General features: G+C 63.1%; 34 protein-coding genes. 15 read left to right on the top strand and 19 right to left on the bottom strand.

Annotated elements, in window-relative coordinates:
- Positions 1-339: 339 nt before the first annotated feature.
- The 3 genes from IM725_RS05830 to IM725_RS05840 are packed head-to-tail and all read left to right on the top strand — an operon-like array spanning position 340 to position 1,361.
- Positions 340-633 carry a type II toxin-antitoxin system TacA family antitoxin gene (locus tag IM725_RS05830; protein ID WP_193779634.1) on the top strand — a complete coding sequence of 98 codons (294 nt, stop codon included), beginning with the start codon at positions 340-342 and terminating at the stop codon, positions 631-633.
- On the top strand, positions 630-1,130 hold the full coding sequence (locus tag IM725_RS05835; protein ID WP_193779635.1) for a GNAT family N-acetyltransferase: 501 nt from the start codon (positions 630-632) through the stop codon (positions 1,128-1,130). The genes IM725_RS05830 and IM725_RS05835 overlap by 4 nt, the downstream gene beginning before the upstream one ends.
- Before the next feature lie 3 nt (positions 1,131-1,133).
- The gene (locus tag IM725_RS05840; protein ID WP_193779636.1) at positions 1,134-1,361 is read left to right on the top strand and encodes a hypothetical protein; all 228 of its coding nucleotides are present in this window, start codon (positions 1,134-1,136) and stop codon (positions 1,359-1,361) included.
- 5 nt (positions 1,362-1,366) lie between these two features.
- Here the strand turns inward: IM725_RS05840 and IM725_RS05845 are convergent, their stop codons facing one another.
- From IM725_RS05845 to IM725_RS05865, 5 genes are all read right to left on the bottom strand, one after another.
- A complete protein-coding gene (locus tag IM725_RS05845; RefSeq protein ID WP_407692502.1) occupies positions 1,367-1,903 on the bottom strand; it encodes a hypothetical protein in 537 nt (178 codons plus the stop codon).
- Positions 1,904-1,998: 95 nt separating this feature from the next.
- Positions 1,999-2,511, bottom strand: a complete 513-nt coding sequence (locus tag IM725_RS05850) for a hypothetical protein (protein WP_193779694.1) — start codon at positions 2,509-2,511, stop codon at positions 1,999-2,001.
- The gene (locus IM725_RS05855; protein ID WP_193779637.1) at positions 2,508-3,215 is read right to left on the bottom strand and encodes an RES family NAD+ phosphorylase; all 708 of its coding nucleotides are present in this window, start codon (positions 3,213-3,215) and stop codon (positions 2,508-2,510) included. Before IM725_RS05855 ends, IM725_RS05850 begins: the two co-directional genes overlap by 4 nt.
- On the bottom strand, positions 3,212-3,586 hold the full coding sequence (locus IM725_RS05860; protein WP_193779638.1) for an MbcA/ParS/Xre antitoxin family protein: 375 nt from the start codon (positions 3,584-3,586) through the stop codon (positions 3,212-3,214). The genes IM725_RS05855 and IM725_RS05860 overlap by 4 nt, the downstream gene beginning before the upstream one ends.
- 148 nt (positions 3,587-3,734) lie before the next feature.
- Positions 3,735-4,454: an ATP-binding protein gene (locus IM725_RS05865; protein WP_193779639.1), complete on the bottom strand. Its 720-nt coding sequence runs from the start codon at positions 4,452-4,454 to the stop codon at positions 3,735-3,737.
- 355 nt (positions 4,455-4,809) lie between these two features.
- Between IM725_RS05865 and IM725_RS05870 the strand changes: the two genes are divergently transcribed.
- Positions 4,810-4,953: a hypothetical protein gene (locus tag IM725_RS05870; RefSeq protein WP_193779640.1), complete on the top strand. Its 144-nt coding sequence runs from the start codon at positions 4,810-4,812 to the stop codon at positions 4,951-4,953.
- Positions 4,954-4,977: 24 nt separating this feature from the next.
- Here IM725_RS05870 and IM725_RS05875 read toward each other — a convergent pair whose 3' ends face one another.
- Genes IM725_RS05875 through IM725_RS05885 form a run of 4 tightly spaced genes read right to left on the bottom strand, consistent with a single transcriptional unit; the run spans position 4,978 to position 7,250 of the window.
- Positions 4,978-6,324 (bottom strand): dihydrolipoyl dehydrogenase family protein, encoded by a 1,347-nt coding sequence (locus IM725_RS05875; RefSeq protein WP_193779641.1) that lies wholly within the window; start codon positions 6,322-6,324, stop codon positions 4,978-4,980.
- A gap of 44 nt (positions 6,325-6,368) precedes the next feature.
- Complete coding sequence (locus IM725_RS20320) at positions 6,369-6,584, bottom strand: GDCCVxC domain-containing (seleno)protein (protein WP_287065938.1); 216 nt, start codon at positions 6,582-6,584, stop codon at positions 6,369-6,371.
- A gap of 1 nt (position 6,585) precedes the next feature.
- Positions 6,586-6,870 carry a mercury resistance system periplasmic binding protein MerP gene (merP, locus tag IM725_RS05880; RefSeq protein WP_193779642.1) on the bottom strand — a complete coding sequence of 95 codons (285 nt, stop codon included), beginning with the start codon at positions 6,868-6,870 and terminating at the stop codon, positions 6,586-6,588.
- An 8-nt stretch (positions 6,871-6,878) separates the two neighbouring features.
- The gene (locus IM725_RS05885; RefSeq protein ID WP_193779643.1) at positions 6,879-7,250 is read right to left on the bottom strand and encodes a mercuric transporter MerT family protein; all 372 of its coding nucleotides are present in this window, start codon (positions 7,248-7,250) and stop codon (positions 6,879-6,881) included.
- A 53-nt stretch (positions 7,251-7,303) separates the two neighbouring features.
- Between IM725_RS05885 and IM725_RS05890 the strand changes: the two genes are divergently transcribed.
- Complete coding sequence (locus IM725_RS05890; protein WP_321576187.1) at positions 7,304-7,705, top strand: MerR family transcriptional regulator; 402 nt, start codon at positions 7,304-7,306, stop codon at positions 7,703-7,705.
- A gap of 52 nt (positions 7,706-7,757) precedes the next feature.
- On the opposite strand, the gene IM725_RS05895 is transcribed toward IM725_RS05890, so the two are convergent.
- Entirely contained in the window at positions 7,758-7,952 is a 195-nt protein-coding gene (locus tag IM725_RS05895; RefSeq protein ID WP_193779645.1) for a hypothetical protein, read from the bottom strand.
- Between the two features lie 44 nt (positions 7,953-7,996).
- Between IM725_RS05895 and IM725_RS05900 the strand changes: the two genes are divergently transcribed.
- From IM725_RS05900 to IM725_RS05910, 3 genes are all read left to right on the top strand, one after another.
- Entirely contained in the window at positions 7,997-8,332 is a 336-nt protein-coding gene (locus IM725_RS05900) for a hypothetical protein (RefSeq protein ID WP_193779646.1), read from the top strand.
- Positions 8,333-8,431: 99 nt separating this feature from the next.
- The gene (locus IM725_RS05905) at positions 8,432-9,262 is read left to right on the top strand and encodes a nucleotidyl transferase AbiEii/AbiGii toxin family protein (protein ID WP_193779647.1); all 831 of its coding nucleotides are present in this window, start codon (positions 8,432-8,434) and stop codon (positions 9,260-9,262) included.
- Entirely contained in the window at positions 9,262-10,083 is an 822-nt protein-coding gene (locus IM725_RS05910) for a hypothetical protein (RefSeq protein ID WP_193779648.1), read from the top strand. Before IM725_RS05905 ends, IM725_RS05910 begins: the two co-directional genes overlap by 1 nt.
- Before the next feature lie 8 nt (positions 10,084-10,091).
- On the opposite strand, the gene IM725_RS05915 is transcribed toward IM725_RS05910, so the two are convergent.
- The 4 genes from IM725_RS05915 to modA form a co-directional block, all read right to left on the bottom strand.
- Positions 10,092-10,457, bottom strand: a complete 366-nt coding sequence (locus IM725_RS05915) for a hypothetical protein (protein WP_193779649.1) — start codon at positions 10,455-10,457, stop codon at positions 10,092-10,094.
- Between the two features lie 445 nt (positions 10,458-10,902).
- The gene (locus tag IM725_RS05920) at positions 10,903-11,967 is read right to left on the bottom strand and encodes an ABC transporter ATP-binding protein (RefSeq protein WP_193779650.1); all 1,065 of its coding nucleotides are present in this window, start codon (positions 11,965-11,967) and stop codon (positions 10,903-10,905) included.
- A 2-nt stretch (positions 11,968-11,969) separates the two neighbouring features.
- Positions 11,970-12,632: a molybdate ABC transporter permease subunit gene (gene modB / locus IM725_RS05925; protein ID WP_193779651.1), complete on the bottom strand. Its 663-nt coding sequence runs from the start codon at positions 12,630-12,632 to the stop codon at positions 11,970-11,972.
- Complete coding sequence (gene modA / locus IM725_RS05930; RefSeq protein ID WP_227753610.1) at positions 12,632-13,399, bottom strand: molybdate ABC transporter substrate-binding protein; 768 nt, start codon at positions 13,397-13,399, stop codon at positions 12,632-12,634. Before modA ends, modB begins: the two co-directional genes overlap by 1 nt.
- 71 nt (positions 13,400-13,470) lie before the next feature.
- Between modA and IM725_RS05935 the strand changes: the two genes are divergently transcribed.
- Positions 13,471-13,824, top strand: coding sequence for a winged helix-turn-helix domain-containing protein (locus IM725_RS05935; RefSeq protein WP_321576188.1), 354 nt, complete (start codon positions 13,471-13,473; stop codon positions 13,822-13,824).
- Positions 13,825-14,319: 495 nt separating this feature from the next.
- Positions 14,320-15,086 (top strand): IS5 family transposase gene (locus IM725_RS05940; protein WP_227753571.1). Its coding sequence is split into 2 segments (ribosomal slippage): positions 14,320-14,635 and positions 14,635-15,086, totalling 768 coding nucleotides; the frame shifts between segments, so codons are not numbered across the junction.
- Here the strand turns inward: IM725_RS05940 and IM725_RS05945 are convergent.
- From IM725_RS05945 to IM725_RS05965, 5 genes are all read right to left on the bottom strand, one after another.
- Positions 15,043-15,714, bottom strand: a complete 672-nt coding sequence (locus IM725_RS05945; RefSeq protein ID WP_193779653.1) for a hypothetical protein — start codon at positions 15,712-15,714, stop codon at positions 15,043-15,045. The two genes, IM725_RS05940 and IM725_RS05945, sit on opposite strands and share 44 nt — an antisense overlap.
- 360 nt (positions 15,715-16,074) lie before the next feature.
- On the bottom strand, positions 16,075-16,404 hold the full coding sequence (locus IM725_RS05950) for a hypothetical protein (protein WP_193779654.1): 330 nt from the start codon (positions 16,402-16,404) through the stop codon (positions 16,075-16,077).
- A gap of 13 nt (positions 16,405-16,417) precedes the next feature.
- A complete protein-coding gene (locus IM725_RS05955; RefSeq protein ID WP_193779655.1) occupies positions 16,418-16,666 on the bottom strand; it encodes a hypothetical protein in 249 nt (82 codons plus the stop codon).
- A gap of 16 nt (positions 16,667-16,682) precedes the next feature.
- Positions 16,683-18,236 carry an integrase domain-containing protein gene (locus IM725_RS05960; protein WP_193779656.1) on the bottom strand — a complete coding sequence of 518 codons (1,554 nt, stop codon included), beginning with the start codon at positions 18,234-18,236 and terminating at the stop codon, positions 16,683-16,685.
- Positions 18,237-18,305: 69 nt separating this feature from the next.
- Positions 18,306-18,911, bottom strand: a complete 606-nt coding sequence (locus IM725_RS05965) for a hypothetical protein (protein WP_193779657.1) — start codon at positions 18,909-18,911, stop codon at positions 18,306-18,308.
- 1,402 nt (positions 18,912-20,313) lie between these two features.
- Between IM725_RS05965 and IM725_RS05970 the strand changes: the two genes are divergently transcribed.
- From IM725_RS05970 to IM725_RS05990, 5 genes are all read left to right on the top strand, one after another.
- Complete coding sequence (locus IM725_RS05970) at positions 20,314-21,387, top strand: ParM/StbA family protein (protein ID WP_193779658.1); 1,074 nt, start codon at positions 20,314-20,316, stop codon at positions 21,385-21,387.
- Positions 21,384-21,728 (top strand): hypothetical protein, encoded by a 345-nt coding sequence (locus IM725_RS05975; RefSeq protein ID WP_193779659.1) that lies wholly within the window; start codon positions 21,384-21,386, stop codon positions 21,726-21,728. The genes IM725_RS05970 and IM725_RS05975 overlap by 4 nt, the downstream gene beginning before the upstream one ends.
- 63 nt (positions 21,729-21,791) lie before the next feature.
- Positions 21,792-22,994 carry a ParM/StbA family protein gene (locus IM725_RS05980; protein ID WP_193779660.1) on the top strand — a complete coding sequence of 401 codons (1,203 nt, stop codon included), beginning with the start codon at positions 21,792-21,794 and terminating at the stop codon, positions 22,992-22,994.
- A gap of 50 nt (positions 22,995-23,044) precedes the next feature.
- Complete coding sequence (locus IM725_RS05985) at positions 23,045-23,707, top strand: ParA family protein (protein ID WP_193779661.1); 663 nt, start codon at positions 23,045-23,047, stop codon at positions 23,705-23,707.
- On the top strand, positions 23,670-23,915 hold the full coding sequence (locus IM725_RS05990; protein ID WP_193779662.1) for a hypothetical protein: 246 nt from the start codon (positions 23,670-23,672) through the stop codon (positions 23,913-23,915). Before IM725_RS05985 ends, IM725_RS05990 begins: the two co-directional genes overlap by 38 nt.
- The last annotated feature ends 111 nt before the right edge of the window (positions 23,916-24,026 follow it).

Genomic DNA, 24,026 nt, shown 5'->3' on the forward strand with positions numbered 1-24,026 from the left:
CGCGCTTGGGTAGGGCTGCGACCTCAGATATTTTTCCGGAAGTGTCCATGTGTCCACGCAAAGTTCGTGGACACAAGCATCTCCGGGTGGAGGTCAAAATTCAATGTGGGATGGCCGGACGGATACACCGAAACGCCCGAAATCGGCCACTTTCTCGGCCAGAGTCGTCTCTGTTCTCTGTTTGGCCTGCGGGTGGGCGCAGATGGCGACCTAGCAAAATCAACAACTTACGTGCGTAGGTTCACCGTCAACCAAGGCCAGCAGACACCAGTACAACTAGACAATGTGCGTCGCTTGTACTAACATGGCAGCAGTTGATCTAACAAAAGAGGTGTTGCCATGACTGCTGTTGCATCGTCGCCTTCCGCCCGCTCCGCTCGACTTGGGCTGCGCGCCACCCCCGAACAGGAGGTGGTGCTGCGCCGGGCCGCCGAGGTGGCCCACAAGTCGTTGACCGACTTCATCCTCGACAGCGCGTGCCTGGCCGCCGAGCAGACCCTGCTCGATCAACGATTGTTCATGGTCTCGGGCAGCCAGTACCACGCCCTGATGGATCTGCTGGATCGCCCCGAACAGGCCAACGAGGGGTTGCGTGACCTGTTTGCCCGCAAGGCGCCCTGGGACCCGAAGTGACGTTGCGCGCACCGGAGCCCCTGGCCACGCAGCATCGGCTGGAGGGTTTTGATTGCGGCAAGCCCGCGCTGAATGACTGGCTGTTGCGCCACGCCCGCCAGGCTCAGGGCAGTGGCTCGGCCAAGACCTTTGTCGTTGCCGAGGACGATGGCCGCGTGGCGGGCTACTTCAGCCTGACCGTGGGTCAAGTCGACACGCTGGAGGCGCCGGAGCGCATCCGCAAGGGAATGGGGCAGTATCCGTTGCCGGTAGTGATCTTGGCGAGGCTGGCAGTATCAATTCACGACCAGGGGCGAGGTATAGGCTTTGGCCTGCTGCAGGACTCGATTCGCCGCACGATGCTGATTGCCGAGCAGGCCGGCATCCGTGCCATGCTGACCCACCCCATCGATGAAGAAGCGGCGAGGTTCTACACCGGGTTCGGTTTCATCGCGTCACCGCTGCGCGAACAGCAATTGCTGCTGCTCTTGAAGGACGCCCGTCGCTGGGTCCGCTGAACCATGACCATCGAATCACTGCCCACTTTTACCAAGCCGGCCCGCCAGCGCTGGGAGTCCATCCCTGCCGACATTCGCCAGCGGCTGCTGTCCAACGTCTGGTGCGGCCACTGCCATCACGAAACAACGATCACCAATTTCAGCGGAAACATCAAGGGCGGCGACTTGCTGCTGGTGGGCAAGTGCGCCGAATGCCGCGGTGATGTGGCACGGGTGATCGAGGGCTCGTAACCCGGTCAGGCATCAAACCCTGCCACCACCTCCCGCTGCGCCACCCAGTCGGTCGGCAGCGGATTGCGCTGGAACCACAGCAGGCTCATGCACTTGGGCTGCTGCCCGGCCAGGATGCTCTGGATGATGGCGGGCTCCAGCAGGGTCAGTCGCAGCAGTTCATTGACCGTCGAGTGGTGCAGGCTTTCGCGCTGGGCGATCTCGCTGCCGCTGCCAACCACCCCATCATCGAGCAACTGCTGCCAGTAGAAGGCCCGCGTCAGGGCCACCAGCAGGGGTTGGTCAATCTGCCTGGTGACCTTGCCCGGCGACTCGACCGCCCCATCCGGTCGCACCACCACCTTGCTGGCGCCGCGCTCCCTGATCTTCAGCGGGATGAAGGTGGTCAGCTTGACCTGGCCGCCGTCCCGGCCCCCGATGGCCACCCAAATTCCCAAGGGTGTGGCCACCCCAAATTCCCCCACCTGACCACGGCGTGATGACGCGCTGAAGGCGCCGGCGGCGAGCCGGCCGCCGGTGGCGGGCAGGACGTTACCTTGCATCCCCTCGAAGAGGGGAACTGGAGTGAACGTCTTGAAGCCGCATTTGCAGACAACGAGCGGGTCACGGGGATCGACCGCAAGACCATCCGCTCCTATCAGAAGCGCGATAGCGACGCTGCTGGCTGCGCGCCGCAGCCAGCGCGAGATCGCCTGGCGCCCGCGGCCGCGTCAAATTCCCCCGGGCTGGCCACCGGCTCTGTGGAGCAAATTCCCCCAGGGTGGCCACCGGCGGCGGCCAGCGTGAGCACCTCGGCGTGCGAGCCGTACCGCACCTGGTTGACCGAGTTGTACTTGCCGGCAATCCCGTGCTGGTCGACCAGGTCCTGGTAAATCGCCATGGCGTTGCGCCGCAGCTTCAGCTGCGCCTCGTGCGGCAGTTGCGCGCGCGTGAGCCCGAGCAGTTCTACCGGCTCACCGCTGTCATTCACCCCAAGAGTGGTGGCAGCGACCAGGTTGTGGATCTGTACTTCAAGGCTGCACCCAAGAAGGCCCAGATCGAGCAGTATCTGAGGCGGCGCAGCCACGTGGTCGACTACAAGATCACGGCTGCTGTGAAGCAGCCAAAAATGAAAAAGCCCCGAACCCGCAAGGTTTCGGGGCTTTTTCATTGGTGCTGCTCGAACTCCAGCAGGTCTCGGCGGTGAGCCCAGATAACCTTGCCAGGTGTGGCCTTGCACGTCCAGGTCTGTTGGGCATGCGGGGATGGCATCGACAGCGCCTGAGGGTCGAAGACGACATTGCAGGCCCCGCCCTCGCGCCTGGCTGACTCGTAGCGGAGGGTGGCAATGTTGGGATGCCCGCTCCTAATCAGCCTCACCAGTTCGTGGCAGGCGGCGTAGCTCTCAGGGTCTCGCCAGGAATCGCGGTGCTCGTTCCATGGCGCCTGAGTGAGGTCCAGCTCCTGGCCACTGATGCGCGCCTGCAAGAACGTGTGCTCGGTGATGACCTGGCCCTGGGCGCGAAGGCCTTCCGAATCCATCATGAACCGCCACCGCCAATAGCCGACCTCGGCTGCCACCGTGGCTTCCTCGTCGGCTGCGTAGAAGACGCCAGCCGTCCCGGCCTCACGAAACCGCGATGCCCGCGGCGAGCGGTATCGGAACGGCGTAAACAGTAGGTAGGGCAGTCCCTGAGCGCTCCGCGGTATGGCGGGTTTGCTGCTTTCCAGGACTTCCTCAAGCAGCTCCTGTTCGGCCACCGAGTCGACAACCCGGAGGGTGGCAATCACATGCTGCGCTTCGACGCCGCGCCAGACGTCGCGGACGCTGTGGCGGTGCTCCAAGAACCAGGCCTCGTTCCAGAGGCCGCTCATGACTGGGCTCGCGCTCCGTCCAGGTAGCGGACCGTGTAGGTGAGCCCGTCGACCGTCTCGATGAAGGCACGCGGCTGCGCCCCAAGGGCGGTGTTGTGGCTGCGCATCCAGGCCCTGCGGCTTTCGTCGTCGTTGCCGACCAAGGCATCCAGCGACCGGTACAGGCGCACGACCAGCGTGGCCAGCTCCGCCGGCTTGCTGCCCAGCTCGAGCGTGTACGTGCCGGCAGCCAGGCGGCCGATGGTCGCTTCGCTCAGCCCGATGATCCTGGCCAGTGCGGCCCGGCTCAGCCCCAGCAGATCCGCAGAGCGCACCGTCGCCTTGCTCAACACCTGGGCCGCGGCCCCGTCTTGCGTGATCGCGAGTGCCATGTGAACCTCCAGCCCTCCATTATGGCATCAGCAGAAAGATTTTGGCCTATTTCGCTCGCCAGTAGATACGATGTGTCTTATGTAAAGTGAACGCCTACTCCTCTTGTGTGGGTTGGTCAGCGCGGCATCCTGATTAACTTTCTCCTGATTAAGGCCCTGCCCGGCGCCAGAACCACCAACTTGGCCAAGGTTCCGCAAACAGTTGGCCCTTTGCGGCCGTCATCGGCAGCCCGATGAGCTCGCAGACGTCGACTGCCTGGTCGGTCGTAGGGAACAGCCACCCTTCCCTGCAACGGTCCAGAACTCCGGCGAGGAGCCGCAGCACGTCGCTCACGCTGGCCGAGGCCGTGAAAGCCACTTTGTTGGCCACGGACCAAAGCGACTCGCCTGGCTGGAACCAGCGGGGGTTCCAGCCCACCAAGCCGTTTGCTGCCATCTCGGTCAGCATCCCTTTGAGCCCAATGAGCTGCTCGTAACTGAGGTACTGAGCCTCGTCGATGAGAATCCAAACGCGCTCGGTGCCCATCTCGTCGCAGTCGACCTTCACCTGCCGGACGAAGGCGTTTTCCACCTTCAGGGACGGGAACCTCACTTGGCCACCGCGGCTGATTTGCAAGGCTTGCAGCAGTGTGCTGAACGTTCCCGTGAGGCTCTTGATGACCGTGCGGTACACCACAGCCGCCTTCTTAGCTTCTACGCGCTCCGCAACAATCATGCAGCCCGTGGACTTGCCGGCACGCGGCATGCCGTAGACCATCAAGCAGACACACCCTTGGAAGGCGAACTTCGTAAGCGCCTCGTTCAGGTCCTGCAGCGGCGGAGTCTGAAGCCGCGCGCCGTTGTCGTAGGTCAGAGGATGTTGGTTCATTTTTTCAGCCCAAATGGGTCGCGAGTGGAAGAAAGGGGTCGTACCGGCGTCTGGCCGTTCGACTTCCCGCTGAACACCAAGGCGAGCACTACGGGCAAACCGCTGCACTCGCTGTGGCACCCGCGCGTGAGCGTCTTCTTGGCAACGCAGTTCGGGGTGTCCGGAATGGAGCGCGTGCCAGCCGGTAGAGGATGGTGATGGGTCGCGCAGCGGTGGCTTTGCGAGCCCAAGTCATTTCAGGATGTGATGAACGAGTTGCGCGCCGCAGGGTCAACTCACCCGCGCGAAAGCTTGCCCCGGCACGCCGGCCAGCAATGACCTGTGCGCCGGCCGCAGCCCAAGAAAGGAGGCCAGCATGAAGCGTATCCCTTTACCTGCTGCAATCCACGAGTTCCTGCGCCATGGAGAGCGAGCAGGCAGCGTCATCATCTGGAGCATCGCGGCAATCTGTGGCGTGTGCTTCACCGGCGCCGTTCTCGCCATTGCCTTCTTGAAGTAGATGCGCCGTCGTGCAGGCGCAGCGTCAGAGCATGTACCCGATGTCCGAGGCTGCGGTCGGATAGGCAAACATCGTCGACTTGAGTTCTCGGCTGGTAAGACCGTGCCGCACGGCCAGGGCAAAGACGTTGATGACATCTTCGGCATGCGGGCCGACCAGGTGCGCACCAAGCACTCGGTCCGTGCCCTCCTCCACCAGAGTCTTGAACCCGTAGGTGCTCTCTGCAGCTTGGCGCGCGGTGAACCAGCCAGCCGTCTGGCTGCTCTTGACGCGAAACTTCAAGCCTTGCGCCTTCGCAGCCTCTTCGGTCAGCCCCACCATGGCAACTGCCGGCTGCGTGAACGCCACGCTTGGCACGGCGCGGTAGTCGGGCCGCGCGTGATTGCCTTCAAGGATGTTCGCGGCAGCCACTTTGGCGTCGTGACTGGAGACGGGCGTCAGTGCGGGTCCGCGCTGCGCGACATCGCCGGCGGCGTAGACCGCCGGGTTAGTCACGCTTTGGAGGAACTCGTTGAGCACCAGCCGACCCCGCTCGAGTTGAACGCCTGCAGCGTTAAGGTCCATCACCTCGAAGTCTGGCGCGCGGCCGCCGGCGTGCACGACCAGGTCGGCACTGACCGTCACCGGTGTACCGGCCTGGTCGGCATGGACCACGAATCCAGTATCAATGCGGTCCACCCGCGTCACGGCAGCGTGCGTTCGCACCTCAATCCCAAGTGCCGTGAATTTCTCCATTAGCCAGCCGACCACGTCAGGGTCGAAGTTCTTCAGCATGCGGTCGCTGCGCTGAAGGATGGTGACCTTTGCGCCCGCCAATGCCGCGATGTTGGAGAACTCCGCGGCGATGTAGCCGCCCCCGACGAGAACGATGTGCCTGGGGAGTGCTTGCAGGTTCAGGAAGGTTTCGCTGGTGGCCAGGTACTCAGCGCCCGGGATGCCAAGCTTCACTGGTTCGGCGCCAGAGGCAAGCAGGATGTGAGTTGCGGAGAGAGCGACGCCGCCTACGTCCACAGAGTTCGGCGCGATGAACCGTGCCAGGCCGTGGTAGGTGTCCACGCCCTTGCTCGCGTAGCTTTGCTCTTGCTTGGAGGGCACTGGGTCCGTGAAGGAGCGCTTGAACGACTGGAGCTCTGGCCAATCGACGGTCACCTCACCAGCAACCCCCTTGCCGCGCATTCGCTTCGCATGGTCCACCGCTGATGTCCCGCCCACCAGCATCTTCTTGGGGTCGCAGCCGCGCAGGGCGCATGTGCCACCGAACGGCCGGTGGTCAACGACCGCGACGGAGCGGCCCGCCGCGCGAACCTTGCTGGCCGCCGTCATCGCCGCGGTGCCGGCCCCGATGACCACCAGGTCGTACTGCTTGGCCATGGTGGGCCTCCATTCTTGCGGGGCGAGGGTTAACGTGGTCTGGGTCAGGAGCAGCAGCTCTTGCCTGACGCTTGCAGTGGCGGGCACTTGGTCGTGCCATAGGAGCAGAACACGCAGCAGTCGCCCGCCAAGGGGCGAAGGACCGTCTTGCAGCCCTCGCATTCGTAGAACCACTGGCAGGCGTCTGTTGGCATGGTCTCGCTCTTCACGTGCCCGCACTCGGGGCACGTGAGCGTGGACTCCAGAACAACAGCCGTCACGTCACTGCACCTGCTTCACGGTGGAGGGGTAGCCGGCATCGGTGGTTGCCTTGACGAGGGCTTCTGGTTTGGTTTTGGCCGGGTCGAACGAAACCACCGCCAGCTTCGTCTTGAAGTCGACCTTGGCGGCGTCGACGCCGGGCACCTTCTCCAGGGCCTTGCGGACCGTAATGGGGCACGTCGCACAGTCCATGTTGCTGACAGCAAGCGTGGCGCTGTGTCCGCCAGCGGCATGGGCGCCAACGGCAAGGGTGAGCGTCGCAAGAAGAGTGAACAACGATTTCATTGGAGACCTCAGTAGAAAAGCGGTGCGTAAAGGGGGCTGGCCATCAGGCCGACGGCAAAAACAGAAACGACCCAGAAAATCGCCTTCTGCCGCTTGCGCGTGGCCTGGACTGCACAGGCGTCTACGGGTGCGCAATGAGCGGGCCGAACGTAGAGGCGATAGAAGGCGAAGCCCAGGAAGGCAAGCGTGGCGGCGATGAAGTACGGCTGGTAGCGCTCCAATGCCACCAGGCGCGAACCTAATCCGCCTCCAATGCCAAGCAGGACAAGCACCAGCGGACCGGCGCAACAAGCCGAGGCGCCCACAGCTGCAGCGGCGCCCGCCAGCAGGGAGGCACCGGTGCTCCACGGTCGAGTGTCGGTTGGCTTGCTTTCGTCCATTGGTGTAGTCTAAGTACGTACGTGAGTACGGAATCAAGCCCACTATGCAGTCAATGACAATCGGGCAGCTTGCAGCTGCTGCTGGCGTGAACGTCGAAACGGTTCGGTACTACCAGCGCCGCGAGTTGCTGGCGGTGCCAAAGCGCGAGGTTGGCAGCATAGGCCGCTACTCGCGCGAGGCGCTCACACGGCTGCGGTTCATCAAGCGCTCGCAATCGCTGGGCTTTTCCCTCGACGATGTGCAGGTGCTTCTGTCGCTCGACGACGGTCAGGCGTGCTCGTCGGCGCGTCACCTGGGAGAGCTCAAGCTGGCGGAAGTCCGGGACCGGATTGAAACACTGCGGGTACTTGAGGTCGCGCTCGAGGAGTTGGTCTCCAAATGCGCTACCTCCAAGCGAAAGGTCAGCTGCCCCCTCATCGAGTCGTTGATGCGCTCGGATGACACGCAGGTCTGATGCCGACGCCCTGGCAGCTTCTTGTACTTCGAGGGGCGTGCTTCCTTCCCGGTCAGCTGGCGACGTTCGCCCCGGCCGCCGCGTCGCCGGCGAGCTGCACCAAGCTCCCATTGACGTAGACCTGCCCCTGTCGGACCTCGATGGTGATGAGGCCGAAACTCGATTGCCAGTGCACTAGAACATCGCCGGCCGTGCTGCCGCTTACGGCTTGCACCTGGGCGAGCTCAGCGTGAGAAGGGGCTTCCATGGATATACTGTATGCCCATACAGCAACTCAGTCCAGAGGTGCCCATGCCGTGGTCCACCGAACCCATCCTCGAACCGCCCACCCGCACGCTTGATGCTTGGATGGCAGTGGAGGTGCCTTTCGACGGCCCAGACAAGCCGTGGACGTTGCACCTGGTGGGCTGGCGTGTCGAGGGAGGACGCGGCCAGGTGAGTTCCCCCGTCGAAGCGCTCGACCCCTGCAGGCGGCTCGCGCGCACTCGCAGCGGCCGCATCTATGAGCTCAGGCATGGCCCGGGGCTCAACGGAGATGCCTTCGCGACTTGGTGCACCTGGAAAGGCCGGCACGGCATTGAAGCTGAGCGGGACGCCTGCGACCAAGTTGCTGCCCTGCTTTCCTGAGGACGGTTGCGTTTGTTAGCACGGTAGGTACACTGGCGTGGGGCCAAGCTGCTTCATTCTTAGCACGATAAACACAGTGTGCTATACTTACGGTGCTAAATGGATGATGTCGCCTTCAGCCGAGAGCTCCTCCAAGCCCGGCTCCTCGTAGAACTCATGAGCCAGGCTGCCCACAAGGAGCTGGTGCTCAAGGGCGGCTTGGCCATGCGCGCTGTGATGGGCAGTACGCGGTACACCAAGGACATCGACTTGGACGCCGTGGGCCCAGCCTCCGAGGCGCGGCTCCAAGGCATCGTTCGCAGGGCCCTCGAGCGCGTCACCAAGCAGCCTGGCCTTATCGAGGACGCGACCTGGAGCGAGCCGAAGCAGACTGGCACGACCCTTCGCTGGAAGGTGAATGGACGCGCCCCCGGTTCTGCCCGGCCAATCGCCCTGACGGTGGAGATTTCGCGCCGGCCTTGGACAGCCGACTTCCAGACAAAGGAAGTTGAGCTGTCCCCGGATTTCGCGGAGGGTGCCGCCAAGGGCAGCCGTGTGCTCACGCTCGACGAGCAGGCTCTGGCCGTTTGCAAGGTGCTGGCTCTGACGGACCCGAAAAGAGACGCCGCTCGCGACTTGTTCGACCTGAGTGTGCTGCTGGAGACGCCCCTTGAGGACCCGGCCAAGCTGCTGGTCACCCAAGAGCGCGAACGACTGCAGCTGGCGCTGGACGAGCTCTGGGCCAAGGTCGAAAAGATGGACTACGCACGCTTCAAGCAAGACGTGGCGCCCTACCTTCGTCCGGAGACGGTCGACGCCATCTCTGAGGAAGACTACGAAGAGATGCGCGTGAACGTGGCCGAGCGCGTCGAACAGTGGCTTGAAGCTGCCGTCAAGCAGCAGGAGAGTGACCAACAAGGCAAGGCGCTTGCCATGCCGGGAGTGAAGTGATGGAAGCCGTACTCGAGAACCCCGCAATCTCCAGCCAGTGGCGATATGCGCTACTTGGCTCGCTTGAGAAACCGTCCGCGCCGCGTGTGTGCAGCACGGAGGATTTGACGCGCCTAGTGCAAACAGCTCGCCCGAACGCCGCGCCAGCAACGGTTCGAGCAGCGATTGACGGGTTGGTAGAGGCCCGGGCTCTTCTCAAAGTCAGTCGAGGCCTGTACCTGAATCGACGCGCGCGCCCCACCGTGGACCTTGCCGAAGCTGCGCGTCACATCCGCTCAGGGGCCCTGGTGTCGCTTGAGTCCGTTCTGGGCGAGTGCGGCTTCCTGAACAACCCCGCTGCCATCGTCACCGCCGTACTTCCGTTCAGAGCGAACAACGTTCCAAACGTGGGCACGGTCAAGACCAGTGGCGGACAGGTGTTCCGATTCAGCGCGCTTCCGGAAAGGCTGTTCCCGAAGACCGAGGCAGACGAGCGCTCAATGCTGCAAGCCGGCCGCTTCTTCCCTATCGCCAAACCCGAGGTGGCCGCCCTGCACTGGCTGTACCTGGCGCTTTCGCCGCGCAGTCCCATGAAGGAGGCTCCTCAGGACGTCGACTTCTCAGTCCTGGACCTGGACCTGCTCAAGAAGCTGGCCTGGCAGTGGGACCTCGCACGTCCCTTGCAAGAGTGGATGCAACGTGTGGAGCTCACCGGAGACATCCAGGAGCCTTCGGCGCTCGTGGTTCGCACAGAGCAAGCGGCCGAGGAAAGCCGCAACCGCGGCGCCGGCGCGAAGGAAAGACTGCTCGCGCGCCGACGAAACAGCACGCCGTCGGCGTAACTGGTGTCTTAGGCTTCGCCCTGCCCCTGCTTAGTCGCGTCGCCCAGCCGTGCGGCCTCGCCGTGCGGCCGGTACTGGCCCACCACCACTCCTTGAGCTCGCCAGCCAGAACGAAGCTCGTTCGCCAATGCGAAAGTGCTTCCTCGACGCAGCACGAGCAGGTGGCCCTGCTCCAGCGCGCCCATGAAGCGCACCGCACCTTCGAGGCTGGCCCAAATCCAATCTCCGGGCTGTCGCCCGACTTGCCACTCTGTCTGCACCCGACGCGTCTCTCTTCGACGTTCCTCGCACAGAAAGCCAAAGTGAAGTTGCAACCAGTACGAAGGTTGTGCGCGCCTGCGCCGCACCGCGGCGGCAAATTCGGCCTCCAGCATCAAGAAGGGCGTGGCAGGCGAGGCTGGCGACCCCAAGACCCGCATCTCAGGGTCGAAAACGAACTCTCTGAGAGGGCTGGGACGGCGGGCGGCTTTCACGCTTGGTCCGCCGACTGCGCAGGCGCCGGCAGCGGCTTCCGAAGAAATCGCATCTGCCAAGGAATCGGCGGTAGCCCCGGACCCCCGACCGGGACGTACTTCCAAGAAGCCCAGTCGCAGCGCCGGCACTTGAATCGAAATTCAGCGTGCCCTTGGAAGTTCTCCCCTGCCAGGTCCACGCCGAGGTCATGAAGCTGCAACAGGCATCTTGATTTTTTGGACTCGAATGAACATTCGTGTTGACAAGGACTTAGGGCAGGTTCCTCCAGGGGTTCAGAATTGCTCTCCATACCGAGCTATCCATGGGTTGGTCAGCGCGGCATCCAAGTAGGCCCGCGATACGGCCCTACGACTCTGCGTTCGCGTTTGGCATGACGTGCACCGCCTGAGGCGGGAGCGTGAGCCGAATCGTCTCGCCGACCGAAACGCTTCGCCGCCGTAGCACGTGCTTGGGCCCGCTGAACGCCACGACCGCCTTGTTCGGCAGCTCCGCGTACACCCTCGTGTCCGAACCGATGGGCACTAGGCGAAGTACGCGCGCGTCGAAGGAATTGACCGGGAGCGCACCTGGGTCCGTGAGCCTCACGTCGTCTGTCGCCACGCAGAAGTCCACTGGGCCCGGCAAAGTCTTCGTGCTGACCTCCAGGCGCAGGCCGTTCCAGGCCAAGCCCTGCCCCGAGTCCGAGTCCAGCTCTCCGGAAAACACGTTCTTATGCCCCATGAGGCGCGCCACTTCGGCATCTGCGGGACGGCGGTACACCTCTTCGGGGGTGCCTCCTTGCAGGGTCTTGCCGTGGTGAAGCACTACCACCCTGTCGGCAAGCACCTGGGCCTCCGGAATTGAATGGGTGACTAGGAGCGTCGGAATCGAGAGCGTTGAACGCAATTCCGCGAGCTCCTCGTACAGGCGCTCGCGCGTCATCTGGTCGACCGCGGAGAATGGCTCGTCCAATAGCAGCACCTCGGGCGACCGCGCCAGGGCGCGCGCAAGCCCGACGCGCTGCTGTTGCCCACCGGAGAGCTGACCAGGCCGGCGGCCCTCCATCCCTCCCATCCTCACGGCTGTGAGCACCGCAGCTGCGCGCTCCTGCTTGTCCCGGCCGGTTCCGCTGGCCGCCGCCATCACGTTCTCCAGTACGGTCATGTGCGGGAAGAGCGCATAACTCTGGAACACGAAGCCGACCCGACGTTCGTGAGTCGGCACGTTCACGGCATGCTCACTGTCAAGCCAGGTGGACTCGCCGACACGCACAAAGCCACGGGCTCCCGGCAGCAGGCCGGCGATGGATTTCAGCAGCGTCGACTTCCCCGCTCCCGAGGGGCCGACCACCGCCACAAGCTCGCCGGGAGCGCATTCGAGACTGGCCTGCAAAGAGGCGGGCTCGGTCTGCTGGATGTTGACCTGCAGCATGGTCAGAAGGCGCGGCCGCTTCTACCCTGGCGTGCAGCTAGGCCAAGCGCCAGCAGCGAAACCACGAGAAGGAAGGCGGACATCATCCCGGCCGCGCGCATGTCGAAGGCCTGCACGCGGTCGTAGATGGCGATGGCCACCGTCTTCGTCTGGCCAGGAATGCTCCCGCCGACCATCAGCACCACTCCGAATTCCCCGAGCGTGTGAGCGGCCGTCATCACCAACCCTGACAGAACGCCTGGCCATGCAAGCGGCAACTCCACCCGCGCGAAAGCCTGCGCCGGCGTCATGCCGCACATGCGCGCGGCCTGCAGGATTTCCTGCGGCACCGCCTCGAATGCCCTGAGCATCGGCACCAGCGCAAACGGGACATTGAAGACAATGGACGCGAGCAGCAGTCCTTCGAAGGAGAACGCCAAGGTGTGTCCAGTCAGGCGCTCATAGAGCGCACCCAAGGGCGACGCGGCGCCCATGGCCACCAGGAGGTAGTACCCGAGCACAGTCGGGGGCAGCACCAGCGGCAAGTTGAGGGCGGCCTCGACCAGCCAGCGCTTAGACGAACGGGAGCGAGCAAGTGGACGGGCGACCCAGATGCCGAGCGGCAACAGGACCGCGCAGGTGGCCAGCGCCAGCGTGAACGAGAGCCGAAGCGCGTCCCAGTCCATCACTCTCCCGGGAGCCGAAAGCCGAACCTCTTGAATACGTCTCGAGCCGCTGGCCCTTGCAGGTACTCGTAGAAGGCCCTGGCCTCCGGCACGGCCCTGCGCATCAGCACCATTCGTTGCCGCAGTGGCTGGTGCAGTGGTTCTGGCAGGACGGCGTACTTGCCCCGTCCCCCAAAATTTGGCGAGAGCGCAAGTGACAGCGCGAAGATGCCGCCTTCCGTGCTTCCGCTTGCCGCGAACTGGGCTGCCTGGGAGACGTTCTCCCCCATGACGAGCTTCGGCTCGAGCTGAGTCCACAGGCCCTTGGCCTGGAGCGCTTGCATCGCTGCCCGCCCGTACGGTGCGTGTTCGGGGTTGGCGATGGCGAACTTTCGGACGCGACCTTGGGCCAGCGCGGCCTTCAAACCCTCCATGCCCGGGTCGGGCGTGAACGCGGTCTCCGAAGGCGAGAAAAGCACGATGCGCCCTGACGCGTAGAGCGCGCCCTCATCCGCGGTCAACCCCTTGGTAGCAAGTGCCTTGACGAAGCCCTCGTCCGCCGACATGAACATGTCAAATGGCGCGCCCTGCTCGAGCTGGCGCGCGAAGTTGCCGGACGAGCCATAGGTCACGCGTACCGCGCGGCCGGTCGACTTCTCATAACCGGCGACGATTACATCGAGCGCGAACTTCAGGTCTGAAGCAGCGGCAATCGTGACGCTCGTCTGCGCCCAGGTGTGAGTTGCCGCGCTCGCAAGCATCAGGGGCAGGAGTTCACGTCGCTTCATGGTCTTCCGATATATTTTCAAGAATATAACGGAACCAGAAAGCGAGAGCTCTGGGCGGTATCCTTCGAATGGTGAGCATTGCCAAGAATCAGCCAGCCTTGGTCTTCCGCGTGTCAGTGAAGGCCGGCGTTGCCATGGGCCCTGGCAAGGCGTCACTCTTGCGCGCAATCAGCCAGACGGGCAGCATCGCCGCGGCCGCTCGCGAGCTGGAAATGAGCTATAGCCGCGCCTGGCTGCTGGTAAAGAGCATGAACGAGCAGTTCCTGGAGCCCTTGGTCGAAGTTGGTCGCGGCGGTGCCACCCGAGGTGGGGCGACGGTTACGCCACTCGGGCTGCGGGCCCTTGAGATGTACGAGGCGATGCAGACTGAGGCGGAGCGTGCGACGGCCCCGTACCGCCAAAGGTTCGCGAAGCTTCTGCGGTAGCCAGGCCAGCCGAGCGGTTCCGCATACTTCCTTCGCCGCAAACGCACTGCTAGAAGCTAGCCAATTCGGCCTGACTGGGTGGGCCGACGCATTTTCGCTACTCATCCGTGAGGCACGGTGTTGGCCTACGCGACTCACACCGCATGTGCGTTACGCTGAAGTAACCCCCGATGAGTCAGTCCGTGAGCAGTACCACTTCGCCCCTACCCGCCTACGATGCCCCTCCCGCTCCGCGAGAAGGGCAGGTATTCATCGACACCTCTGGCGGCTATTGGAAGGTCAAACGGCTGACGCTAGCCGAAAACCCGGCGGGCTTTTACTTGGTCCACCTTGGCTACGGCACGAAGCTCGAATCCCTCAACGATTCCATGATTCTCGGGCCCAGGGAATTCGCTGCTCTCACTCGGGAGCGCGACCTCAAGCCGCACCTTCATTCCGTCTAGGGCGTGTTAACACTAATAGACTGGTCAGAAGAAAAGCGCGAGACTGCTGCGCATGGAAATCACGCCTGAGCAGTTTGCCCTCATCGAGCATTGCCTGCCCACGCAGCGGGGCAACGTCAGCTTGAGCAATCTACAAGTGGTCAATGCCATCCTGTATGTGGCCGAGCACGGGTGCAAGTGGCGCGGCTTGCCCAAACGCTTTGGCAACTGGCACACCATCTACACGCGCATGAATCGCTGGACCAAGGCGGGCGTGCTGGACAAGATGTTCGAGCAGTTGCAGCGCGAGCAGGTGGTGCGCATCAGAATCGAGGCGGTTTCGCTGGACAGCACCAGCATCAAGGTACATCCCGACGGCACCGGTGCGTTAAAAAAAACGGACCGCAGGCCATTGGAAAATCCAGGGGTGGATGGAACACCAAGATTCATATGGTTGCCGCGGATGCTCGAACGGCCGTGACGTTCAGCCTTTCGCCCGGGCAGGCTCATGACGCCCCTGAAGGCAGGCGGCTGCTGGAGAGCCTGGGCGCAACGAGCCGCCCGATTCACCTGCTCATGGACCGAGCGTACGAGGGCAACGAGACACGCCAGCTCGCGCTCGACCTTGGATTTATCCCGGTGGTGCCGCCGATGAAGACCCGCATCGAGCCGTGGGAGTACGACCGCCAGATGTACAAGCGGCGCAATGAAGTAGAACGCTTGTTCCGGCGCCTCAAGGGCTTCCGGCGCATCTTCTCTCGCTTCGAGAAACTCGATGCGATGTTCCTTGGCTTCCTCAGCTTCGTCCTGGTAGCCGATGGTCTTCGCAGTTTGTGTTAACAGGCCCTAGTTCGGCCTTGTCCAGGGGGGTGTAGAAAGTCCCCCCGAAGCGCAGGAGGGCACCTATGTGCATGAACAGCAGCGGTGCGGAGTGGTTGTCCTGGCGCATGACGCATATACCCACCCCACGCTCGGCGCGCAATCCGTCCACGAACGCCTGGAAGACTCCCGCCTGCTCGTGGCCGGTGAGGCCGCAGGATGGCCGGAACCGCATGGCGCGGATGAGGGCGGCCGCGCCGACCTCCCGGAAGTACGCCGCCATGCAGGGCATCATAAGGAGGAACAGGTAGAACACTTCATCCTCGTGCTGCAGGTCATACATGGCTTTCCACACCTCTGCGTCGTGGGCGGGAGACAGGACGGTGAGGTCGAGGAACGCGATGGGCTCGATCTCGCCGTCCCGCATCACCTCGACGTAGCCGTGGGCGATGGGGTGAAGGGTGGGTAGGATCAGCCGTGCGCGCAAGCCGCCACTGAGCGATATGACGCTCACAGGTTGGCCTGGTGGGATAGAGACGCGCTCGGCGAAGAACTCATCGTCTGAGGGGACGGCGCTGCGGCCGACATACAGGACGGAGTGCTCATTACCCAGAATACGTGCCGCGCAAGCGCTAATCATGGACGTCATGCTAGTTCCGTTCGTGGGGTACGACGCGATGCAAATCGGGGTGCTGGGGATGGTTTGGAGTGTTGTTGTTGCTGGAGGCGACTCCTACCGACCGTGCGCGCCACGTAAAAGCCAATCTGGGCAACCAGATCTTGGCCATTTGGGCTGAACACACTCGCCTCGGCATAGGTCAGTGAGGAAGGTCTCTGCGTTAGAAGCGTCCGCGCGGAGCACCTGTTGGGGATGCGCAGCTTGCGGGCGCGCAGGACCGATTGGCTGATGATGGGTTGGGACCTGGTGAGCTCTCTGCCGGAGTGGGTTCAGATGGGAAGTACAGTTGCAATCTGCATGGGCCTGGCATCAGCGGTTTGCGCCTGGGCGTCAGTGACTGCGCTCCTGGAAGGAGGGCCGACTCTGGCCGGCGACGATGTGCAGCGGCACGCCTGAGGGTGGCACAGCTTGCTCAGTGAAGTACAGCCGCACGGTGACGGGCATGCGGTGCACCTCCTGGAGAACCCACTCCAGGCAGGTCACCTGGTCGAGGGCGTCGTACATATCAGGCATGCGCATCAGGTCCGGGTGGACAGCCGCGATGACGACACGCTGTTCGTCCAAGCAGGCGGTGGGGACCAGCCAAGCCGAGCGGATGCCGATGGCCAGGGCTTCGGCTGTACCGGCGCGGGCCTGGGAAGGGATGGAAAGGGTGTCCATCGTTATTCCTGGCTCAGCGGGCGTTGCTCTGGCCATGGGTCAGCGGACCCAAGTAGTTACCGGTCAGGTTGCGGCCGTCCAGCTGCGAGCCAACAACCCGGCTCTTCTCGAGCCTAGCAACCGAGCGCAAGTAGGCCCCCTTGACGTGGAGGCGCCAGGTGCCGGGACCGTCCGCATGGGTGTGCTGCTCGGCCGGGGTAGTGGCCGACGCGAGCTCACGCACGGGGTGTTGATAGACGGCGCTGATGTTGCCGAAGTTCATTTGAGATCTCCTTGGGCTAAGTGCCGCTGCGCAGCAGGGGGGTACTTTGGCTGAGGTACACAACTTCTAGGGCGTCGGACGAGACTTCGTCGATCCCGACAATCACGCTGATCCGCATAGGCTTGCCGGTGAGCGCCTGCAGCTGCTGGACCAGAGCCTTGCGCTCTTCGTTGGTCGGGTAACTGTCGCGCAGGACGACCATGTCGAAAGCTTGGCCGTCGCCGATGTTCAGGCCGCTGGCGGCGCGGCCGATAAACCACAAACCGGTCGCCCCAAAGTCCTGGAGCACCTTGTCCACATCCTCGCGGTCCTGCAGGAGCGCGAGGTTGGCGTTCATGTTCTTCTGCTGAATCTTAGTGAGCTTGCCCACGGAGCCGGTGTAGGCGCCCTGGATGCGCTTGCGCCAGTGGCCAGCATCCAGAGCCGTGATCTGCATGGCCTGGTCAACGGCTTCAGCGTTGGTCAGGTACTCGCTGGCGGGGACCTCGTTTTGCACCGGCGCGGGCAGTCCGGAGGTACCCTTGTAGCGGCGCTGCAGGTACTGGTGGCGAAGGCCGTGCGAAGTCACGCCCAAGTCTTTGCGGGTGATCCCGTGTTTGCGGGTGATGTAGTAATAGCGACTGCGCGTTTGCTTGGCGGTGTCACCCGGGCGGGCCAGGAAGCGCTTGGGGTGCTTTGCCGCGACGGCCTTGATGCGCCGCAGCGCCTCCTCCTGGCCAGCGCGAACGACCCGATCAGGGTCAAGCTCCACCTGGCGGCGGCGACCCCCTTTCGTGCCCCGCTCAAAGTGGTAGGTGTTGCCCATGTGGTCCATGAAGGGGTTGGTGGAATAACTCTCGCGGACACGAGCACCGAATTCGAGCTGCGCGAGCAACTGGGCGCCAACGACCTCACAGTCCATCCAGACCTTTTCGATGAGCTCCATGGGGTCCACGCCGTTGGACTCCCAGTCCTTCGGGGTCACGGCAACCTTCTCGACCACGAGCTTTCGGGTATCGACGCCGTGCTGGCGCAGGATAGTGAGCCAGTCCTGATCGCACGGAATGACGTCGGGCTTGCCCATCAGGTCCAACCAACGACGCAGCGCAGAGGTGCGGTTTTGAATGGTGGCCGCAGCCACGCCTGTTTCAAGCCAGTGCTTGACGAGGGCGACCGCGTGCTTGCGCCGCAAATCGGTGCAGCGCTGCACGCCGCGCCCTTCGGGAAGGGTGCGCAGATCCTTGTAGGCCTTGCGGATGTGTTCGCCATAGCGTGTGACGGACCCCTCACCCAAGAAGCGCTTCTTGCCCTTGATGGCTCGCCACTCGACGCGGCCCAGCACAAAGTTGACCTGGGCGATGATGTCGCGTTGGCGCTGGCAGGCCTGTCGCATCACGCTTTGAGCGTCGCCCACGGCTTCGCGCCGCGCCACTCTCTTCTCCGCTTCCAGTTCGGCGAGTCGCTCACCGCGCATCTTCTTGTTGCTCTCTCGCCAGGTCATTTCGCGTTCACCCGGACCCAGCGAGCTTTCGTCCTTCTCATCCTCAGACGCTGAGCCGCCGTCCAAGGGAGCACGGTCCTTACCATTCATATCCACCTCCTAAGTGAGTAGACAAGCCCCGACTGCGTCGGGGCACCAGTGGTTCCCGACCTGTAGCAGCTAGGCAACAACCACCGCAGGTTCCGCCAGCCCGTGGGCGCCCAAGACGCACTCCCACTCGTCCCCCTTGGGAATCACTTCGCGCCTGCCAGTGCGGACCAGCCAGTGGCGCAGGGAGCGAACGCGGTTCTGGATGACGGAAGCCGGCGTTTCCTCACCGCGCCAGAGCTTGATAAGGCCGATCACATGCCGGCGACGCAGGGCGTCGATGCAGTTGACGGTCTCACCACCCGGAACCAGGTAGACGTCATTGAACGCCGTGCGGATGTACTCCTGGCGCTGCACGGTCACGGCCTCACGCAGGGTCCTGGTGCGGCTGGAATTCACCGGCCCGTCCATACCTTCGAAGGCGTAGTCCAGCTGGTCGTCGAGGTCCTCGTAGGCGAGGCAGGCGAAGAGCAGGATGGCCGCCACCCGCTCGCGTTCTTCCTCCTTCGCCTGCTTGGCAGCGGCGCCCTGGGGGTCGAGGGTTGTCCAGTACGCAACGGACAGTGCCCTGATCCCCCGGTCGATCGCCCGACGCTCGCGCCGGCTGATGCATTCCTCGCCCACCATGGACTTGCCGAAGGACGTGCCCTTGAAGTTGCCACGCTTGCGCTTTTTCATTCCAAACCTCCAGATGTTGAAAAAAGACCACTACACACGAACCACCCTGCGGGTTGGCTCGGCTCTGGAGCCTCCATATAGAAAGCACCACAGCCCAGCCCCGAAGGCTCCTTCCCTATCCAAATCCACTTCTGCCGAAAAAAACGAGTCGAATGTCCGCCCCCAGTACTTGAGCAAGCTACGCCGTGCCGTTGGAGAGGGGCGAATCCTCCACGGTCCCTTGCCTCCCTTGGGAGGCAAAGCACCCAGCCAGAAGCTGAGTGAGATCACGCGCCAACGAGGCGCGGGCCCTGCTGGGGGCCAACCATGAGCAGCACGCACGGTGCTGAACTCGTTGCATTCCCTTCGTCATCACCGACTCGGGTGGACGCCGCTTGAACAAGAGGTAGACAACCAGAGCGCTTACTCCCACATCGGGGAACCTGCTGCGCGAGCAGTAGGTGCGGCTGGTCTGCTGCCACCGGGTTGCGGTGGGTCTCTGTTCAAGGGAACGGGAAAGGTTTGCCTGGCGCCTTCCAGTCAGGAAGGCAGAACCGTGGACGCCCTGTGAATAGGTCAGGACTCCATACAGCCCATCCCCTCGGGGATGGTGGTTAGCTTGCAGCGGGCAGACGGTGTTTGCCGTTACCACCTCCAGGCCGTGAGCCTGGCCGTTCCATATCGCTGGAACGGGCGTGTTACCCCTGTCGTGGGGTGGTACGTGGCAGGCGTATGCGGCCTGCAGCGCTGGTTTTCGTCTCTCCCGGTGAGGAAGCGACGCGAAGCCAGTGGCTTCGATTTCCCACCGGTTTCCCAGTGGGGCGACAGCTTTTCAGGGCTGACGTCTTGGTGATGGCAAGGTCGGCTTTTCAACCGCCTGCTGCCGCTCTCAGAGCAACGTGCAGCTAATTTATCTCGCGGCTAGAACTGTGGCAAGAGATCCGGGCCCCTACTTTTTTCTTCCCCTGCGTCTTCCGTTGATGGTGGTGCCTCCAGGCCGCGCCAGTGCTAGGTTTCAGCAAGACTCTCGGTTGAGAAAAAATCCGAACCGCTCCTGCGTAGCGCTCGTTAGGCTGCGAGACAGCGGTCAAGCAGGCCTGCCTCAGCAACGGCCAGAAAGTGGATTCGAGTCAGCCAGGGTCCGACAGCGTCTAGGGCCTCACTGCCGGCGAGGGGGCAAGCTGTGGCGTCAGATGGAGGCTTCTGATTGAACGGCCGGCTGTTGCCAGCGTCCCGCCTGTCGTACTGACATTCCACCTTGCTACAGAGTTGGGCCGCTTTCGCCAACCTTGAGCACTGGCCTACTGCTTCCTTGGTACGCGGCCCATTTTTGGCTCCGCTTCGCCAAGCAGCCCCATATCGGTTGCGCCGCGAGGCCGAGGCGCTCGACACTCCGTTTGCCCAATTTAACCCAAGGAGCGTCATGAAGCCCGAGCAGCATTTCACCATCCCGGCGGCAGCCATCGATGTTGGCTACTTCAATACGAAGTACGCGGTCAGGGCCGCGGCCGACAAGCCGATGCAATGCGGCCTTTTCCCCTCCATCGCGCCAGTCCTGCAATCGGAGGACGTTGACACCATCGACACCAAGGAGCGTCACAACGGCTTCGTGGTGACCATCGACGGCCTGCATTACTTCGTTGGCGAGGACGCGACGGCGCTGGCCAGCGCTTTCGAGCCCCGCCATGTGGAACGCAACTACGTCAAGAGCGGCCGCTACCTGGCCCTCGCGCGGGGAGCCCTCGCCCACATCGGCCAGCTCGCACGTGCGACCGGTCCGGTGCGTATTGCCCACCTGGTTGTGGGCCTTCCGTTGTCGACGTACAGGATCTACCGCGATGACCTCAAGGCGCGCCTTCAGGGGGTCCATGAGGTCCCGAACTACCGGGGGCGCGGCACTATGACTGTGACGGTCGAGGACGTCCGTGTGCTCATGCAGCCGGCTGGCGCTCTGATTCACTTCGCCGACAAGTCGGGCGACCAGCTCGAGGGTGCTTCCCTGGTCTGCGACATCGGCGGCGGAACGATGGACTACCTCGTGACGACTGACGGGTTTTTGCCCAACGGGAACCGCTCGGGTGCCAATGAGTTCGGTGTTCTCTCCTACTGCAGCGCGGTTGCGGAGAAGCTGGACCCGGACTGGGTGAAGGAGACTCCCATGATCAACATGGTCGACAAGGCCATCCGCGAGCGCACTGCGATCAAGGCTATGGGGGTCAGCTATCCCGTGGAGCAGTACTGGCCGGTCCTGCAGCGCAGCGTTCAGTCGGCGCTTTCGGTGATGCATGCCAAGGTTCAGACCTTCAATGACCTCAACCGCGTCATCATGGTCGGTGGCGGTGCCGAGGTTTTCGCCGAAGTCCTGGTTGCCACGCACCCGAAGCTCAAGCCGATCATGCGGATCGAGGCCGATTCCGTGATGTCCAACGTCCGGGGCTTCTGCTCGGCGGCCGAACGTGTCGCCGCCAGTGCCAGCCGCGCGGGGCAGTCCGCATGAGCCGCGCGACTGTTGCCAAGCGCGATGCTGAGCGCGCCCATGTGACGGTCGATTCCGGCATGGGTCTTTTCTACAAGTGGTTTTCCAGCTCCGACCGACGCTACCGGGCGCGCGAGCTGGTCTACCTGGCCCGGGTCGGATTCGATTTTTTGCAGCAGAAGGGAAAGGAACCGGGTGACGTTGCGGTGGCGGCACCACTTCCGGTGTCTGCCTATGCACCGTTTCCTGTCTCTGCGCCGGCTGCCTTGCCCGTCGCCGGGGTTGCAAGCCCGGTGACCGGGTCGGGCCCTCGCAAGGGGCCCATCGGTTTCGACGACCTTCTTAGCTTCGACGGCTCCTAGAAGGCTAGAGCCCTCTCCTTGCCTACCTTGGACAGCGCACACCCTCACATCAATAAAGGGCCTATGAACCATCGTATTAACGCCGCCGCAATCGACCTCGGCTACAACATCGTCAAAGTCGCCTATCCGACGGCCGCAGGGCCCGGCACTACCGTCTTCCCCGCGACTGCGGCGCTGCTTACGCGTGGCCCTGAAAGCGTCAGGGGCCTGCAGGGCCTCACGGTTGAAGTCGATCGTCGGCGCTTCTTCGTCGGACAAGATGCCCAACGCTGTTTGGGCGGCACCTTCTCTAAGCCTGCGCAAGGCGATTACTTGAACAGCTCCCAGTACCGGGCTCTTATGGTCGGTGCGCTTTCCTCGGTGGCGCGTGGCGGCGGTGCCAAGGCCGGGGACAACCTGCAGGTTGCCTGTCTTGCTCTGGGGCTGCCCGTCGCGACGTTTCGGACACAGTGCGAGCAGATGGCCCGAACGTGGACGGGGGTGTTCGACGTCCCGCTGGATGATGGAACGGTCCGTATCCATATTGAGCAGGTTTCGGTGCTGCCGCAGCCCTTGGGCGCCCTCGCCCGCCACATCGCAAATGTTTCCGGCCTCATGATGGAAGATGAGCAGCGTGAGCTGATTGATGAAATCAACGCGTCGAACATCCTGGTTCTCGACGCTGGCAGCGGTGCTCTGAACTTCCTCGCCATGCGGGGCAGCTGGTATGTCGACTGGCAACGCAGCGGCAGCGCCCCGCATGGCATGGCGCAGTGCGCTCGGTCTCTCGCGAGGAGTTTTGGCGACACCGCGGTGAACAGCTGGTTGCTCAATCCCTGCGTGATGCACCGGCTCGACTGGACCATCGCCCGTCGCGAACCCTTCAAGATGGCGCAGATCGGCACTGTCAGCTGCCAGGAGTACTGGCCCTCTATGAGGCGTGTGATCGACCACGGGCTGGACGGAGTGGCGCACAAGGTGCAGCACTTTCGGGACTGCGACCGGGTGCTTGTGACCGGTGGCGGCGCGCGCTTCTATGCGCAGCGCCTCCTTGAGCGATTTCCCACAATTTCCTGCACGGTCGAGGTGGTTATAGATCCGATCCTGAGCAACGTTTTCGGGTTCTACGCGAAGGCCGACGCCACGGCTGTCCATGCTGCACTGGAACAAGGCGCCCGCGTTGCATGCAACGAGGCAAAACCGTCGAATCGGCTTTGTTTGAGCCGCGTTAGGACGGCCTCTGAGGCTCATCTTTTCCAGTCTGAATTGAGCCCGCGACGGCATTGAATTTGTGAGCTCGATAGCATGATGACAAGCCACCACCGTACCAAGATGACATGACAGCGCTCGCGATTTACAGCTCGAAAGGGGGTTCGGGAAAGTCCACGGTGTCCATTCATTTGGCGGTCGCCGCCGGTGAAATGCGTCGGACTGTCCTGATCGACGCCGACCCGCAGAGGACAGTGATGATGTGGGCAGCCAATCGGGCCCTTCCTCAACCTCAGGTTCTGGCGTCTGATCCATCTGGGATCGAGGATGCGCTTCGGCGGATCGCCGTTGACAGACAAGCCGTCGCGATCGTTGACTGTCCTCCACATTCCGTGGCCGGCACTGCGCGCCTACTCGCGGCCGTCGACCACATCGTCATCCCGGTTCAGCCCACGATGCCTGATCTGGCGGCTACACAAAGGGCCATGACGATGGTTAAGGCAGCTGGCAAGCCGTTTTCTTTCGTTCTTAGCCGTGTCCCCGTGCGATCCGCCGAAGCAGCACAAGCTTTGAAGATCCTGGATGGCTTCGGGCCCACCGTACCTTCGGTCATTCACGACCGCCGAGCATTCGCACGTGCCTTGATCGAATCGTCGGCCGTGACCGAGGTTCGCCGGCTAGACCACCTCAAAGCCGCCAACGAGATTCGCGCCGTGTGGGAATGGCTGCAACAGAAGATCAAGGAGCTGGATCATGTCGAAGTTAAAAGTCGGTTTGCAGCAGTTTGCTGAGGCGCGCGACAACCCGCCTGGAGCGCCGCTGCCGGTTACGCGTGGCAAGGGTAAGCGCGTGGGAGTCGCTGTTCGACTCGGTCACGAGGATTGGTACCGGGCGAGTGAATTCGCCCATCGGGAACAAACTTCTTTGCAGAAGCTACTTGTGGCCGGCCTGTCGGAGCTGATGCTGAAGAAGGGGTTACCTGCACTCAAAGGAAACTAAGGCGACCCCGGCAGAGTGTCGATCTGCCGTCGCGGTGGCCACCGCCGCCATCTAGATCACGGAGAAGCTGGCGACAGACAGAGATGCGGCGAACGTCATGATCGCGTACGT

The organism is Ramlibacter aquaticus, assembly GCF_015159745.1.
Classification (GTDB): domain Bacteria; phylum Pseudomonadota; class Gammaproteobacteria; order Burkholderiales; family Burkholderiaceae_C; genus Ramlibacter; species Ramlibacter aquaticus.

What these genes read in the sequence shown, in the direction of transcription:
- IM725_RS05875 (WP_193779641.1), bottom strand. Translation starts at nt 6,324, where the DNA reads ATGGCCAAGCAGTACGACCTGGTGGTCATCGGGGCCGGCACCGCGGCG.
- IM725_RS05960 (WP_193779656.1), bottom strand. Translation starts at nt 18,236, where the DNA reads ATGAATGGTAAGGACCGTGCTCCCTTGGACGGCGGCTCAGCGTCTGAG.
- IM725_RS05955 (WP_193779655.1), bottom strand. Translation starts at nt 16,666, where the DNA reads ATGAACTTCGGCAACATCAGCGCCGTCTATCAACACCCCGTGCGTGAG.
- IM725_RS05895 (WP_193779645.1), bottom strand. Translation starts at nt 7,952, where the DNA reads ATGGAAGCCCCTTCTCACGCTGAGCTCGCCCAGGTGCAAGCCGTAAGC.
- IM725_RS05845 (WP_407692502.1), bottom strand. Translation starts at nt 1,903, where the DNA reads ATGCAAGGTAACGTCCTGCCCGCCACCGGCGGCCGGCTCGCCGCCGGC.
- IM725_RS05915 (WP_193779649.1), bottom strand. Translation starts at nt 10,457, where the DNA reads ATGCTGGAGGCCGAATTTGCCGCCGCGGTGCGGCGCAGGCGCGCACAA.
- modA (WP_227753610.1), bottom strand. Translation starts at nt 13,399, where the DNA reads ATGAAGCGACGTGAACTCCTGCCCCTGATGCTTGCGAGCGCGGCAACT.
- IM725_RS05950 (WP_193779654.1), bottom strand. Translation starts at nt 16,404, where the DNA reads ATGGACACCCTTTCCATCCCTTCCCAGGCCCGCGCCGGTACAGCCGAA.
- IM725_RS05920 (WP_193779650.1), bottom strand. Translation starts at nt 11,967, where the DNA reads ATGCTGCAGGTCAACATCCAGCAGACCGAGCCCGCCTCTTTGCAGGCC.
- IM725_RS05910 (WP_193779648.1), top strand. Translation starts at nt 9,262, where the DNA reads ATGGAAGCCGTACTCGAGAACCCCGCAATCTCCAGCCAGTGGCGATAT.
- IM725_RS05890 (WP_321576187.1), top strand. Translation starts at nt 7,304, where the DNA reads ATGACAATCGGGCAGCTTGCAGCTGCTGCTGGCGTGAACGTCGAAACG.
- IM725_RS05885 (WP_193779643.1), bottom strand. Translation starts at nt 7,250, where the DNA reads ATGGACGAAAGCAAGCCAACCGACACTCGACCGTGGAGCACCGGTGCC.
- IM725_RS05985 (WP_193779661.1), top strand. Translation starts at nt 23,045, where the DNA reads ATGACAGCGCTCGCGATTTACAGCTCGAAAGGGGGTTCGGGAAAGTCC.
- merP (WP_193779642.1), bottom strand. Translation starts at nt 6,870, where the DNA reads ATGAAATCGTTGTTCACTCTTCTTGCGACGCTCACCCTTGCCGTTGGC.
- IM725_RS05970 (WP_193779658.1), top strand. Translation starts at nt 20,314, where the DNA reads ATGAAGCCCGAGCAGCATTTCACCATCCCGGCGGCAGCCATCGATGTT.
- IM725_RS05860 (WP_193779638.1), bottom strand. Translation starts at nt 3,586, where the DNA reads ATGGCACTCGCGATCACGCAAGACGGGGCCGCGGCCCAGGTGTTGAGC.
- IM725_RS05900 (WP_193779646.1), top strand. Translation starts at nt 7,997, where the DNA reads ATGCCGTGGTCCACCGAACCCATCCTCGAACCGCCCACCCGCACGCTT.
- IM725_RS05980 (WP_193779660.1), top strand. Translation starts at nt 21,792, where the DNA reads ATGAACCATCGTATTAACGCCGCCGCAATCGACCTCGGCTACAACATC.
- IM725_RS05865 (WP_193779639.1), bottom strand. Translation starts at nt 4,454, where the DNA reads ATGAACCAACATCCTCTGACCTACGACAACGGCGCGCGGCTTCAGACT.
- IM725_RS05975 (WP_193779659.1), top strand. Translation starts at nt 21,384, where the DNA reads ATGAGCCGCGCGACTGTTGCCAAGCGCGATGCTGAGCGCGCCCATGTG.
- IM725_RS05830 (WP_193779634.1), top strand. Translation starts at nt 340, where the DNA reads ATGACTGCTGTTGCATCGTCGCCTTCCGCCCGCTCCGCTCGACTTGGG.
- IM725_RS05965 (WP_193779657.1), bottom strand. Translation starts at nt 18,911, where the DNA reads ATGAAAAAGCGCAAGCGTGGCAACTTCAAGGGCACGTCCTTCGGCAAG.
- IM725_RS05855 (WP_193779637.1), bottom strand. Translation starts at nt 3,215, where the DNA reads ATGAGCGGCCTCTGGAACGAGGCCTGGTTCTTGGAGCACCGCCACAGC.
- IM725_RS05840 (WP_193779636.1), top strand. Translation starts at nt 1,134, where the DNA reads ATGACCATCGAATCACTGCCCACTTTTACCAAGCCGGCCCGCCAGCGC.
- IM725_RS05850 (WP_193779694.1), bottom strand. Translation starts at nt 2,511, where the DNA reads ATGAAAAAGCCCCGAAACCTTGCGGGTTCGGGGCTTTTTCATTTTTGG.
- modB (WP_193779651.1), bottom strand. Translation starts at nt 12,632, where the DNA reads ATGGACTGGGACGCGCTTCGGCTCTCGTTCACGCTGGCGCTGGCCACC.
- IM725_RS05870 (WP_193779640.1), top strand. Translation starts at nt 4,810, where the DNA reads ATGAAGCGTATCCCTTTACCTGCTGCAATCCACGAGTTCCTGCGCCAT.
- IM725_RS05945 (WP_193779653.1), bottom strand. Translation starts at nt 15,714, where the DNA reads ATGACGTCCATGATTAGCGCTTGCGCGGCACGTATTCTGGGTAATGAG.
- IM725_RS05905 (WP_193779647.1), top strand. Translation starts at nt 8,432, where the DNA reads ATGGATGATGTCGCCTTCAGCCGAGAGCTCCTCCAAGCCCGGCTCCTC.
- IM725_RS05990 (WP_193779662.1), top strand. Translation starts at nt 23,670, where the DNA reads ATGTCGAAGTTAAAAGTCGGTTTGCAGCAGTTTGCTGAGGCGCGCGAC.